General features: G+C 71.4%; 13 protein-coding genes. 10 read left to right on the top strand and 3 right to left on the bottom strand.

Going from position 1 to position 11707, the window contains the following annotated elements; genetic code table 11:
• Positions 1-6 precede the first annotated feature (6 nt).
• Positions 7-729 (top strand): pseudouridine synthase, encoded by a 723-nt coding sequence (locus ACYU7H_RS04600; protein WP_460812845.1) that lies wholly within the window; start codon positions 7-9, stop codon positions 727-729.
• 66 nt (positions 730-795) lie between these two features.
• On the opposite strand, the gene ACYU7H_RS04595 is transcribed toward ACYU7H_RS04600, so the two are convergent.
• The 3 genes from ACYU7H_RS04595 to ACYU7H_RS04585 all read right to left on the bottom strand — a co-directional run bounded on the left by ACYU7H_RS04595 (position 796) and on the right by ACYU7H_RS04585 (position 2322).
• Positions 796-1332 (bottom strand): DUF1415 domain-containing protein, encoded by a 537-nt coding sequence (locus ACYU7H_RS04595; RefSeq protein ID WP_460812844.1) that lies wholly within the window; start codon positions 1330-1332, stop codon positions 796-798.
• 113 nt (positions 1333-1445) lie between these two features.
• The gene (locus tag ACYU7H_RS04590) at positions 1446-1853 is read right to left on the bottom strand and encodes a hypothetical protein (RefSeq protein ID WP_460812842.1); all 408 of its coding nucleotides are present in this window, start codon (positions 1851-1853) and stop codon (positions 1446-1448) included.
• A gap of 274 nt (positions 1854-2127) precedes the next feature.
• The gene (locus ACYU7H_RS04585) at positions 2128-2322 is read right to left on the bottom strand and encodes a hypothetical protein (RefSeq protein ID WP_460812840.1); all 195 of its coding nucleotides are present in this window, start codon (positions 2320-2322) and stop codon (positions 2128-2130) included.
• Positions 2323-2511: 189 nt separating this feature from the next.
• On the opposite strand from ACYU7H_RS04585, the gene ACYU7H_RS04580 reads away from it, so the two are divergent.
• The 9 genes from ACYU7H_RS04580 to ACYU7H_RS04540 all read left to right on the top strand — a co-directional run bounded on the left by ACYU7H_RS04580 (position 2512) and on the right by ACYU7H_RS04540 (position 11661).
• Entirely contained in the window at positions 2512-3900 is a 1389-nt protein-coding gene (locus tag ACYU7H_RS04580) for a dihydrolipoyllysine-residue acetyltransferase (RefSeq protein WP_460812839.1), read from the top strand.
• Between the two features lie 4 nt (positions 3901-3904).
• Positions 3905-5137, top strand: coding sequence for a mechanosensitive ion channel family protein (locus ACYU7H_RS04575; RefSeq protein ID WP_460812837.1), 1233 nt, complete (start codon positions 3905-3907; stop codon positions 5135-5137).
• A 41-nt stretch (positions 5138-5178) separates the two neighbouring features.
• On the top strand, positions 5179-6759 hold the full coding sequence (locus tag ACYU7H_RS04570) for a GNAT family N-acetyltransferase (RefSeq protein WP_460812836.1): 1581 nt from the start codon (positions 5179-5181) through the stop codon (positions 6757-6759).
• Positions 6760-6844: 85 nt separating this feature from the next.
• Positions 6845-8725 (top strand): dihydrolipoyl dehydrogenase, encoded by a 1881-nt coding sequence (gene lpdA / locus ACYU7H_RS04565; RefSeq protein ID WP_460812834.1) that lies wholly within the window; start codon positions 6845-6847, stop codon positions 8723-8725.
• Positions 8726-8991: 266 nt separating this feature from the next.
• Complete coding sequence (locus tag ACYU7H_RS04560; RefSeq protein ID WP_460812833.1) at positions 8992-9387, top strand: hypothetical protein; 396 nt, start codon at positions 8992-8994, stop codon at positions 9385-9387.
• Complete coding sequence (gene atpB, locus ACYU7H_RS04555; RefSeq protein ID WP_460812831.1) at positions 9384-10238, top strand: F0F1 ATP synthase subunit A; 855 nt, start codon at positions 9384-9386, stop codon at positions 10236-10238. The genes ACYU7H_RS04560 and atpB overlap by 4 nt, the downstream gene beginning before the upstream one ends.
• A 71-nt stretch (positions 10239-10309) precedes the next feature.
• Complete coding sequence (atpE, locus tag ACYU7H_RS04550) at positions 10310-10585, top strand: F0F1 ATP synthase subunit C (protein WP_460812829.1); 276 nt, start codon at positions 10310-10312, stop codon at positions 10583-10585.
• Positions 10586-10653: 68 nt separating this feature from the next.
• A complete protein-coding gene (locus ACYU7H_RS04545) occupies positions 10654-11124 on the top strand; it encodes a F0F1 ATP synthase subunit B (protein ID WP_460812828.1) in 471 nt (156 codons plus the stop codon).
• A 9-nt stretch (positions 11125-11133) separates the two neighbouring features.
• On the top strand, positions 11134-11661 hold the full coding sequence (locus ACYU7H_RS04540; RefSeq protein ID WP_460812826.1) for a F0F1 ATP synthase subunit delta: 528 nt from the start codon (positions 11134-11136) through the stop codon (positions 11659-11661).
• Positions 11662-11707 lie beyond the last annotated feature (46 nt).

The following is an 11707-nucleotide window of genomic DNA, read 5'->3' as shown; positions in this document are numbered from 1 at the left end:
CACGCGATGAAGCTGCTCCGCTACCTAGCGAACCTCGGTTACGGGACGCGTCGCGACGTCGAGGCGCTGATCGGTTCGGGCCGCGTCAGGAGCGTCGACGGCGACGTGCCGTCGCGCGACGCGATCGTGGGACGCGACGTCATGCACGGCGACCTGCGCGTGGACGACGCGCCGCTGGACCCGGCGCCCGGCCTGCTCGCCGTCCTGCACAAGCCGGTCGGCCATGTCTGCTCGACGCGCGACGCCGGCCGCCTCGTCGCCGACCTGCTGCCGCCGCGATGGCGCGCGCGCAAGCCGCAGGTCTCGACCGTCGGGCGCCTGGACCGCGACACCAGCGGCCTGCTGCTGCTGACCGACGACGGCGCGCTGCTGCACCGGATCATCGCGCCCCGCTCGAAGCTGCCGAAGGTGTACGAGGCGCGGTTGGCGGCGCCGCTGCGCGGCGACGAGGCGGCCGTGTTCGCCAGCGGCACGCTGTGCCTTCAGGGCGAGGAGAAGCCACTCGCGCCCGCGCGGCTGGAGGCCGTCGGACCGCGCCTGGCGCGGTTGACGGTGACCGAAGGCCGCTACCACCAGGTGCGACGCATGTTCGCCGCGGTCGGCAACCACGTGGAGGCGCTGCACCGCACGCGGGTGGGCGGGCTGTCGCTCGATGGCCTGGCCGAGGGCGAATGGCGCCTGCTCGACGACGACGACCGCGCGCGCCTGTTCTCGGACGACCCGGCCTGACGCGCCGCCGCCCCTGCTCGCAGCGGGGGCCGGGGGGGTCGCTTCGTAACGTTGCGCCGGGCGACCTCAGTCGAACAGGCGCGCCCAGCCGTCGTGCCCCAGCCGTTCGAGCGTGGCGATGTTGCGCTCCACGATCGCGTCCGGCTCCGGGAACGCCTCGACCGCGCGCTCGACGCTCTCCTCGCGCAGCAGGTGGAGCATCGGCCAGGGCGAGCGGTTGGTGTTGTTCGCGACGTCGTCCGGGTCCGCGCCGGCGAACACGTAGTCCGGATGGAAGCTGGCGACCTGCAGCTCCCCTTCCAGTCCCAGCGCCTCGACCGCCGCGTCGGCGTCGTCGAGGAATTCGTTGTAGTCGAGGAAGTCGCCGAGCACGCCCGGATGGATGAGCAGCGTCGTCTCGACCATCGCCGGATCGGCCGCGTGCAGGAACTCGAGTTCGCGGCTGAGCTCGGCGAGCAGGTCGTCGGGCGTGCTCGCCGCGCTGAGCACGTAGCGGACCTGGTTGCGCACGTGCACCGCCTTCGCGAACGGGCACAGGTTGAGTCCGATGACCGCGCGCTCGAGCCAGCGGCGGGTGTCGGCGACGGGGTCGGGGGCATGCATGGCGCGTGGCGGACCCGGCGTGGCGACGAGGCGCGCAGCCTACCGCGCGGCGGCATCGGGTTCACGACAGGGCGCGGCGCCGGCGTGGCCCCGCGCCGGGTGCGGCCTCGCGATCAGGCCGTGGTGGCGAGGATCCAGCTGCCCTCGCCCTGGCCCAGCATCCGGCGGATCCGCAGTTCGACGCGGGTGCCGCGGGCGTCTTCCCAGGCCAGGCGCGCGCCGGTGGCGTCGTCCTGGCGGGCGGCCAGCCTGAAACCGAGCGCGGGCATGCGCGCCTCGTAGAAGCGGGCGATCGCGGCGGGGTCGCCGGCGTTCACCCAACTGCCGCGCGCGGGATCCAGCGCCAGGACCTGGCTGCCGTCCGGGATCGGCAGGCTTGGCAGGACGTCCCCGCGGGCCTCGCCGTCCAGCACGCGCAGGCCCACGCCGAATCCGGCCTGGCCCGAACCCGCGGAGGCGGCGAGCGGCGTCGCCAGGACGGCGAACAGTGCAAGGACGATGGCGTGGCGGCGGTCGCGCATGGCGGCGGTTCCCACGGTGGAATGGCGCCATGAAGCGCCCGGCGCGCGCGCGGATCGCGGACCGCCATCGCATTTCGCGGCGATCAGGCCAGTTTTTGCCCCGATTCGTGCCCGCGCGCCCGCAGCAAGCGGGACGCAGGCACCGAAGGAAGCGTGATGCGGCGCAACATCGGCATGTCGAATCGGCACGGAATGCGCGATCTCGCCGGTGGTTGCCTGTTCGAACGCGGCGCGCGGCGCGGGGCGGACGCGGGCGGCGTGGCCCCGGTGGCGATCAGGTCGCGGGCGGGACGGCGTCGACGGGCGTGGTCGCCGCCGCGGCCTGCAGCGTGCCGGCCACCGCGCAGCGCGCGCCGTCCTGCGCCACCGGCGTGGTGCGCGCGAGGCCGAGGCCGCTGCCGACGCCGATGGCCACCAGCGCGATCGCGACCAGGCCGCGCCACAGGAGGTGTCGGATGCATGGGTTCATGGGCCACCTCGTGTTTCGTGGGGGGACGCACCGAGGACACGCCCAGCCTGCGCCCGGCACGGTCCGCGCGGCAGTGCCGGAAGGTGGATGAAGGAAGTCATATGCCGCCGCGGCGGGACGCGGATTGGCGCATCCGCGCGCCTCCGGCCACAATGGCCGCCCCTGTCCGGCAGCATTTCGGAGTCCTGCATGGCCGCTCCCAAGGAAGCGCGCGTCCCCGACATCGGCGGCTTCGACGACGTCCCGGTGATCGAGGTGCTCGTCTCGGTCGGCGACACCGTGCAGGCGGACCAGGGCCTGGTGACCCTGGAGTCGGACAAGGCCACGATGGAAGTGCCCGCGCCGTTCGCCGGCGTGGTGCGCGAGCTCAAGCTCAAGGTCGGCGACACGGTGTCCGAGGGCAGCGTGGTCGCGCTGATCGAGGCCGGTGGCGAAGGTGATGGCGACGAAGGCGCGAAGGCGAACGGGGCCGATGAGAAGTCCGCGCCTGAAGAAAAGGCGCAGCCGGCCCAGGCGGAGGCTCCGAAGGCCGACAAGGCGCCCGCGAAGGCCGCCCCGCCGCCGCCCGAGCGCGAGGATCCCGGGCGCGCGCCGGCCGAGCCGCCGCGCACGCCGCCGGTCGCCTTCGACGCGGACCAGGTCCTGCCCGACAAGGTCCCCTACGCCAGCCCCGTGGTGCGCCTGTACGCCCGCGAGCTCGGCGTGGACCTCGCCCGGGTGCGCGGCACCGCCCGCGGCGGCCGCATCTCGCGCGAGGACGTGCAGCAGTTCGTCAAGGGTGCGCTGGCCGGTGGCGGCGCGGCGCGCGCCGGCGGTGGCGGCGGGCTCGACCTGCTGCCCTGGCCGAAGGTCGACTTCGCGAAGTTCGGCGAGGTCGAGGTCAAGGAGCTGAGCCGGATCCAGAAGCTGTCGGGCGCGAACCTCGCGCGAAACTGGGCGATGATCCCGCACGTCACCCAGCACGAGGACGCCGACGTCACCGGGCTGGAGGCCCTGCGCGTCGCGTTGAACAAGGAAAACGCGAAGGCGATCGAGAAGGGCAGGGCGACCAAGCTCACGATGCTCGCCTTCATCATGAAGGCCGTCGTCGATGCGCTGAAGCGGTACCCCGAGTTCAATGCCTCGCTCGACGAGAGCGGCGAGCGGCTGGTGCTCAAGAAGTACTTCCACGTGGGCTTCGCCGCCGACACGCCCAACGGGTTGGTGGTGCCGGTGGTGCGCGACTGCGACCGCAAGGGCGTGATGGAGATCGCGGCGGAGACCGCGGAACTCGCCGCCAAGGCGCGCGAGGGCAAGCTCGGCCCGGCGCAGATGCAGGGCGGGTGCTTCTCGATCAGTTCGCTGGGCGGCATCGGCGGCACCAAGTTCACGCCGATCGTCAACGCGCCCGAGGTGGCGATCCTCGGCGTCTCGCGCGCGGACATGCGTCCCGTGTGGGACGGCCAGGCCTTCCAGCCGCGCCTGGTGCTGCCGCTGTCGCTGTCCTACGACCACCGCGTGATCGACGGTGCGGCCGCCGCGCGCTTCGCCGCGCACCTGGCGTCGCTGCTGGGCGACATGCGCCGCGCGCTGCTCTGAGGCGATGGGCGCCGCACCGATCGGCGAGAAGCTCGAGGACGTCGGCGAAAAGGTCGGCGAGGCGGCGACCGGCGCGGCGCAGTCGGGTTGGCAGGGTCTGCAGCCGCTGCTCGACCAGCGCCTGCTGTCCATCGGCGAGGTGACCATCACCCTCGGCGGCGTGATCGCCGCCGTGCTCGCGATCCTGGTCGTGCTGGTGCTCTCGCGCCTCGTGCGCAGGGCACTCGACCGCTACGGGCGCCGGCACAAGCGGGTGGACGCGGCCTCGCTGTACGCGGTGTCCCGCGTCGTGCACTACGTGCTGCTGGCGATCGGCCTGCTGCTGGCGCTGGACCTGGTCGGCATCCCGATGTCGAAGTTCACCGTCTTCGCCGGCGGCCTGGGCATCGGCCTGGGCCTGGGCCTGCAGACGCTGTTCAACAACTTCATCTCCGGCCTGATGCTGATGTTCGACAAGTCGCTGAAGGTCGGCGACTTCGTCGAGCTGGAAGCGGGCGTGCGCGGCACGGTGCAGGCGATCAACATCCGCGCCACCCGGATCACCACCAACGACAACATCGACATCCTCGTCCCGAACGCGGAGTTCGTCGGCGGGCGGGTGGTGAACTGGACGCACCGGTCGGTCAACCGCCGGATGCGGGTGAAGTTCTCCGTCGCGTACGGCGTGGACAAGGAACTGGTGAAGAAGGCGGCGCTGGAAGCGGCCGATCGGGTCTCGTTCACGCTCAAGCAGTCGGGCCGGGAGCCGCAGGTCTGGCTGGTTGGCTTCGGCGACAGCGCGGTCGAGTTCATCCTCGCGGTGTGGCTCACCGAAGCGGCCGCGCGCCGGAACGCCGCGATCGAGGCCGCCTACCTGTGGGAACTGGACACCGCGCTCAAGTCGCACGGGATCGAGATCCCGTTCCCGCAGCGCGACCTGCACGTCCGCAGCCTGTTCGGGCTGGACGGCGACGCGGCGCTCTCGGCGTGGCGGGGCGAACGCCGCCGCGCCACGCGGGCCGCGGCCACGGACGAGATGCCGGCCGAGACCCTGGATCCGCGTGAACGCGCCGTGCTGTCGCGCAACGACGCCGGCGAGGACGCCCAGCGCGAGATCGCCGAAGAGGAAGCCGAGCGCGCGAAACGCGAACGCGAACGCGAGGCCGCCGAGGCCGCCGACCGTGACGACGGGGACGACGGGGACGCCGCGCGCCAGGACGACGACGCCACGGCGGACGACGCGCGGGATGGACGCTGACGCGCCACGCGGGCGCGACCGGATCGATGCCAGGAGGGGCCATGGGTAGCCAACGCAGCCGCGACACGCCACGCCTCGTGGTGCGCAACGTCGAACCCCGCGACTTCGCCGCGATCGCGGACCTCTCGCGCCGCGTGTACGGCGTGGGCTACACCGACGAGATGCTGCGCGGCCAGCACAGCCACTTCGGCGAAGGGCAGTTCGTGGCCGAGTACGACGGCCGCATCGTCGGCCACTGCGCGACCTTCCGCATCGACGAAGCGGTGGCGATGGCGCCGCACACCTGGCGCGAGATCACCGGCGGTGGCTTCGCCTCGCGCCACGATCCGCTGGGCAACTGGCTCTACGGAATGGAGGTCTGCGTCGACCCCGAGTTCCGTGGCCTGAGGATCGGCCGCCGCCTGTACGACCGGCGCAAGAAGCTGTGCGAGGACCTGGACCTGCGCGGCATCGTGTTCGTCGGCCGCCTGCCCGGGCTGGCGCGCAAGCTGAAGAAGTTCGGGTCGGTCGGGGACTACGTCGAGGCCGTGCGCAACGAACGCACGCGCGACGCCGCGCTCTCGTTCCAGCTGCGCAACGGCTTCGTGCCCGAAGGCGTGATCGAAGGCTACCTGCCGTCCGACAAGGACTCGCTCGGCTACGGCGTGCGCCTGGCCTGGCGCAACCCGCGCCGCGCCGAGAACCCGGTGGTGCGGCGCGAGCAGAAGGCCGGCCGCCTGCCCGACAGCGTCCGCGTGGCGACCGTGCAGTACCAGCAGCGCCGCATCGCCACCTGGGAGGAGTTCGAGCGCCAGGTCGAGTACTTCGTCGACATCGCCGCCGACTACCGCAGCGATTTCGTGGTGTTCCCGGAGCTGTTCACCCTGCAGCTGCTGTCGATCGCCAACGCGCCCCTGTCGCCCGCCGAGTCGCTGCGCACGCTCACGCAGTACACCGGCCAGTTCCGCGCGATGCTCGAGCGGCTGTCGGTGGCCTACAACATCAACATCATCGGCGGCTCGCACCCGACGTTCGTCGACGACGGCGACATCCACAACGTCTGCTACGTGGCCTTGAGGGACGGCTCGCTGCACACGCAGGAGAAGCTGCACCCCACGCCGAACGAGCGGCACTGGTGGAAGATCGCCGGCGGCGAGTCGGCCGCGGCGATCCTCACCGACTGCGGCCCGATCGGCGTGATGATCTGCTACGACTCCGAGTTCCCGGAGCTGGCGCGGCACCTGGTCGACCAGGGTGCGCTGATCCTGTTCACCCCGTTCTGCACCGACGTGCGCCAGGGCTACCTGCGCGTGCGCTACTGCTGCCAGGCGCGCGCGGTGGAAAACCAGTGCTACGTGGTGACCTCCGGCAACGTGGGCAACCTTCCGGGCGTGAACAATTTCGACATCCAGTACGCGCAGAGCGGCATCTTCACCCCCTGCGACTTCCCCTTCCCGCCCGATGGCGTGGCCGCGCTGACCACCGAGAACGCCGAGGCGGTGGCCTTCGCCGACCTGCGCCTGGACGCGCTGGTGCAGGCCCGGGCCAGCGGCACGGTGCTGAACCTCAAGGACCGCAGGCACGACCTGTACCAGAGCGGCTGGCTGCCGCGCGCCGCGCCGGACCCCGGCGCCGGGCGCTAGCCGGCGATCCCGCAGGGCCTAGAATCTCCGGCCCGCTTTCGATCCCCCGCGGCGCGCCGGGCGCGCCGCCCAGCAAGGAGCCCCCATGGCCACGGTTGAAGTTCGCGTCCCCGACATCGGCGGTTTCGACGACGTCCCCGTCATCGAGGTGCTGGTCGCCGTGGGCGACACGGTGGCGGTCGACCAGGGCCTGGTCACGCTGGAGTCGGACAAGGCGACGATGGAGGTGCCGTCGTCGGCCGCGGGCACGGTGAAATCCATCAGCGTCAAGGTCGGCGACGTGGTGTCCGAGGGCAGCGTGATCGCGGTGCTGGAGGCCGAGGGCAGCGTGATCGCGGTGCTGGAGGCCGAGGGCGAGGGGGGCGACGCGGGCAAGACGGCTGAGGAGACAGCGAAGGCCGCGCCCGCGAAGCCGGAGTCCGCGAAGTCGAAGCCCGTCGGCGCCGGCGGCGCGAAGCCGTCCGGCGAGGCGAATGCCGCGAAGCCCGCGGACGCGGCGAAGCCGGGCCCTGGCACCGGCCCTGCGCCCGCGAAGGCCACCGGGCGCACCCCCGACGTCGAGTGCCGCATGCTCGTGCTGGGCGCCGGCCCCGGCGGCTACACCGCGGCCTTCCGAGCCGCCGACCTCGGCCTGGACACGGTGCTGGTCGAGCGCTACGACGCGCTCGGCGGCGTGTGCCTCAACGTGGGCTGCATCCCGTCCAAGGCGCTGCTGCACGCGGCCGCGGTGGTCGACGAGGCCGCGCACGCGAAGGACTACGGCATCGACTTCGGCGCGCCGAAGATCCGCCTGGACGCGCTGCGCGCGTACAAGGAGAAGGTCGTCGGCCAGCTGACGAAGGGCCTGGCCGGCATGGCCAAGCAGCGCAAGGTGCGCGTGGTGACCGGCACCGGCACCTTCCTGTCGGCGAACGAACTGGAAGTCACCCGCGGCGGCAAGGCCACGCTGGTGAAGTTCGAGCAGTGCATCATCGCGGCCGGTTCGCAGGCGGTGAAGCTGCCGCTGTTCCCCTGGGACGACCCGCGGGTGATGGACTCGACCGACGCGCTCGAACTCGAGGAGGTGCCGAAGAAGTTGCTGGTCGTGGGCGGCGGGATCATCGGCCTGGAGATGGCGACGGTCTATCGCGCGCTCGGCAGCCAGGTCACCGTGGTCGAGTTCATGGACCAGCTGATGCCGGGCGCCGACAAGGACCTGGTCAAGCCGCTGGCCGACCGCCTGAAGCAGCAGGGCGTCGCGGTGCACCTGGGCACGAAGGTCGTCGAGGCGAAGGCGCAGAAGAACGGCATCGCCTGCGCGTACGAGGGCAAGGACGCGCCCGAGGCGAAGCTGTTCGACCGCGTGCTCGTCGCCGTCGGCCGCGCGCCCAACGGCGGCAAGCTCGATGCGGAGAAGGCGGGCGTGGCGGTCGGCGAGCGCGGCTTCATCCCGGTCGACCGGCAGATGCGCACCAGCGCACCGCACGTCTTCGCGATCGGCGACCTGGTCGGGCAGCCGATGCTCGCGCACAAGGCCACGCACGAGGGCAAGCTCGCCGCCGAAGTGGCCGCGGGCGAGAAGAAGGACTGGGTGGCCCGCGTGATTCCGTCGGTCGCCTACACCGACCCGGAGATCGCCTGGGTCGGCGTGACCGAGGCCGAGGCGAAGGAGAGGGGCCTGAAGGTCGGCGTGGGCAAGTTCCCGTGGGCCGCCAGCGGCCGCGCGATCGGCCTGGGCCGCACTGAGGGCTTCACCAAGCTGGTGTTCGACGAGGCCACGCACCGGGTCATCGGCGGCGGCATCGTCGGCGTGCACGCGGGCGACCTGATCGCCGAGGTCGCGCTGGCGATCGAGATGGGCTGCGAGGCCGGCGACATCGGCCACACCATCCACCCGCACCCGACGCTGGGCGAGTCGGTCGGCATGGCGGCCGAGGTGTACGAGGGCACGATCACCGACCTGTACATCCCGAAGAAGAAGGCCTGACGCGCGCCGAAAAGGCGAAGCCCCGGCCAAGGGACCGGGGCTCCGTGGCCTGCCGCGCGGATCGACGAGGAAATACGGGCAGGCCCGGAGTGGGACCGGGGCGCCGGGCAAAAGGTCCCGGGCCGTTGCCGGGCGTTCAGGCAGGCCGCCCGCGCCCCGCGATCGCGCCTGCGGATGGTTGTCCCGCGATTTTCACGGCTGCTATACTTTTGCGGCTTCGCTGGGCCGATTCGCGGCCCACCCCTCGAGACTGAACGAGTCCGCGCGTGCACGATCCGGTCGCCGCGGGGCGCCGCACCGCCTTCCGCGCCATCGCCGTCCAGGCCGTGGTCGTGGCGCTGGCCGCGGCGGCCTTCCTGCCACTCGGCGCGATGCATGCGCTGGCGGCGTTCACGGGGGGCATGGCGCTGGTCGCCGGCCACCTGCTGGTGGCGGCGCTGGCGCTCGGGGGCGGGATCGTCCCGGCGCGCGCGGCGTACGCGCGGCTGTTCCTGGGCCTGCTCGGGAAGTGGCTGCTCGTGGTGGTGGCCCTGGCCATCGCGTTGGAGGTGTGGCGCCTGCCGCCGCTTCCGATGCTGGCGGGGCTGGTGGCGGGACTGCTGGCCTATCACGTGGCCACGCAGGTGTTGTCTTCGAATCGGCTGAACAGGGACACGCGGTGAGCGCTGAAACGACTGGCCAGGCGGCCTCCGGCGGGGCGACCGAATACATCAAGCACCACCTCCACCACCTGCAGTGGAACTTCGGGGATGGTGCGTTCTGGACGATCAACCTCGACAGCGTGTTCTTCACGCTGCTGCTGTCGACGCTGTTCCTGTTCTTCTTCATCCGCACCGCGCGCCGCGCGACCGCGGGCGTGCCCGGCAAGTTCCAGGCCTTCGTCGAGATGGTCGTGACCTTCGTCGACGGGCTGGTGCGCGAGACCTTCCACGGCCGCAGCAAGTTCATCGCGCCGCTGGCGGTCACCATCTTCGTGCTGGTGTTCCTGCTCAACTTCATGGACATGGTGCCGGTCGACTGGCTACCCGCCGCCTCGCACGCCGCCGGCGTCGAGTACCTGCGCGTGGTGCCGACCGCCGACCTCAACACGACGCTGGGCATGGCGCTGGGCGTGTTCCTGCTGATCCAGGTGTTCGGCATCCGCCACAAGGGCTTCGGCACCTTCGTCAAGGAAGCCTTCACCGCGCCGTTCCACGCCGAGTCGACGGTCGGCAAGATCCTGCTGGCGCCGGCCAACCTGCTGCTGCGCCTCATCGAGGAGGCGGTGCGCCCCATTTCGCTCAGCCTGCGACTGTTCGGAAACATGTACGCCGGCGAGCTGATCTTCATCCTGATCGCGGTGATGACGCTCGGCGCGTCGCTCTCGAGCGGCATGACCTACCTGATGATGCCGATGCAGTTCATCGCCGGGTTCGTGTGGACCGCGTTCCACATCCTGGTGATCACCCTGCAGGCCTTCATCTTCATGATGCTCACGATCGTCTACCTGAGCATGGCGGCCGAGAGCCACTGATCCCCTTCCCCTTGTTGTATCCACCCGCGCCACCCGCGCACAGCCTTTAAGTTGCACACACGGAGAGCACCATGGAAAACGCAGCCCTTATCGCCGAAGTGATGAAGTTCACGGTCATCGCCGCCGGCCTCCTGATCGGTCTCGGCGCGCTCGGCACCGCGATCGGCTTCGCCATCCTCGGCGGCAAGTTCCTGGAGGGTTCGGCCCGCCAGCCGGAGCTGACCCCGATGCTGCAGACCAAGATGTTCATCGTCGCCGGCCTGCTCGACGCGGTGCCGATCATCGGCGTCGCCATCGCCCTGCTCCTGATCTTCGCCAACCCGTTCCTCACCGCGCTGGGCGGCTGATCGCCCCCCTCGCAGGAACCCGGTAGGTATCCGCCGGCGGATGGTCCGCCGGCGACAGGAGTCAGGACATGGATCTCAACATCACTCTGGTCATCCAGGGGCTCGCCTTCTTCGCCGTCGCATGGCTGGTGATGAAGTTCGGCTGGCCGCACATCATGGCGGCCATCGAGGAGCGCCAGCAGAAGATCGCCGAAGGCCTCGCCGCCGCCGACCGCAGCCAGAAGGACCTGGCGCAGGCGGAGGAAAAGGTCGCCGCCGCGATGAAGGAAGCGCGCGCCAAGGCCAACGAGATCATCGACCAGGCCCACCAGCGCGCCAACCAGATCGTGGAGCAGGCCAAGGCCGACGCGATCGCCGAGGGCCAGCGCCAGAAGGCGCTCGCCGAGGCGGATCTCGCCGCGTCGGTGAACCGCGCCCGCGAGGACCTGCGCCGCCAGGTCTCGGTGCTTGCCGTGAGCGGCGCCGAGAAGCTGCTGCGCCGGGAGATCGACGCCGGCGCGCACAAGCAGCTGATCGACGAGCTCGCCGAGCAGCTGTAAGGAGCCACGATGAGCCAGGCCCTCACCCTCGCACGCCCCTACGCCCGCGCCGCCTTCGCGATCGCGCGCGACGCCGGTCGCATGAAGGACTGGTCGCAGGCGCTGGCGTTCGCCGCCCGCGTGGCCGCCGACCCCCGGGTCGCCGGCCTGCTCGGCCACCCGAAGCTCGATGACGCCGACGCGGTCGCGCTGCTCGCGCCCGAGGGCGCGGACGCCGACTTCGGCCGCTTCCTCGCCATGCTCGCCGACAACCGACGGCTGGCCGTGCTGCCGGAGATCGCCGGCCTGTACGAGGAGCAGCGGCTGGAGGCCGAGAAGGTGGTCAAGGCGACCGTGACCTCCGCCTCGGCGCTGCCGGACGCGGAAGTCGAGACCATCCGCGCGGCGCTGCGCCGCCGCTTCGGCCGCGAGGTCGAGGTGGAGACGGCGGTCGACGCGGCCCTGATCGGCGGCGCGGTGATCGACGCCGGCGACGTGGTCATCGACGGCTCGCTGCGCGGCAAGCTCTCGCGCCTGCAGTCGGCGCTGGCCAACTAAGACATTCATTGCAACGCCGACGGCGACGCCGGCAGACAGGAAACCG

The organism is Luteimonas pelagia, assembly GCF_054776035.1.
The sequence above is the reverse complement of the archived record's forward strand: the minus strand, read 5'-3'. Positions and strand labels throughout refer to the sequence as shown.

What these genes read in the sequence shown, in the direction of transcription:
- ACYU7H_RS04600 (WP_460812845.1), top strand. Translation starts at nt 7, where the DNA reads ATGAAGCTGCTCCGCTACCTAGCGAACCTCGGTTACGGGACGCGTCGC.
- ACYU7H_RS04595 (WP_460812844.1), bottom strand. Translation starts at nt 1,332, where the DNA reads ATGCATGCCCCCGACCCCGTCGCCGACACCCGCCGCTGGCTCGAGCGC.
- ACYU7H_RS04590 (WP_460812842.1), bottom strand. Translation starts at nt 1,853, where the DNA reads ATGCGCGACCGCCGCCACGCCATCGTCCTTGCACTGTTCGCCGTCCTG.
- ACYU7H_RS04585 (WP_460812840.1), bottom strand. Translation starts at nt 2,322, where the DNA reads ATGAACCCATGCATCCGACACCTCCTGTGGCGCGGCCTGGTCGCGATC.
- ACYU7H_RS04580 (WP_460812839.1), top strand. Translation starts at nt 2,512, where the DNA reads ATGGCCGCTCCCAAGGAAGCGCGCGTCCCCGACATCGGCGGCTTCGAC.
- ACYU7H_RS04575 (WP_460812837.1), top strand. Translation starts at nt 3,905, where the DNA reads ATGGGCGCCGCACCGATCGGCGAGAAGCTCGAGGACGTCGGCGAAAAG.
- ACYU7H_RS04570 (WP_460812836.1), top strand. Translation starts at nt 5,179, where the DNA reads ATGGGTAGCCAACGCAGCCGCGACACGCCACGCCTCGTGGTGCGCAAC.
- lpdA (WP_460812834.1), top strand. Translation starts at nt 6,845, where the DNA reads ATGGCCACGGTTGAAGTTCGCGTCCCCGACATCGGCGGTTTCGACGAC.
- atpE (WP_460812829.1), top strand. Translation starts at nt 10,310, where the DNA reads ATGGAAAACGCAGCCCTTATCGCCGAAGTGATGAAGTTCACGGTCATC.
- ACYU7H_RS04545 (WP_460812828.1), top strand. Translation starts at nt 10,654, where the DNA reads ATGGATCTCAACATCACTCTGGTCATCCAGGGGCTCGCCTTCTTCGCC.
- ACYU7H_RS04540 (WP_460812826.1), top strand. Translation starts at nt 11,134, where the DNA reads ATGAGCCAGGCCCTCACCCTCGCACGCCCCTACGCCCGCGCCGCCTTC.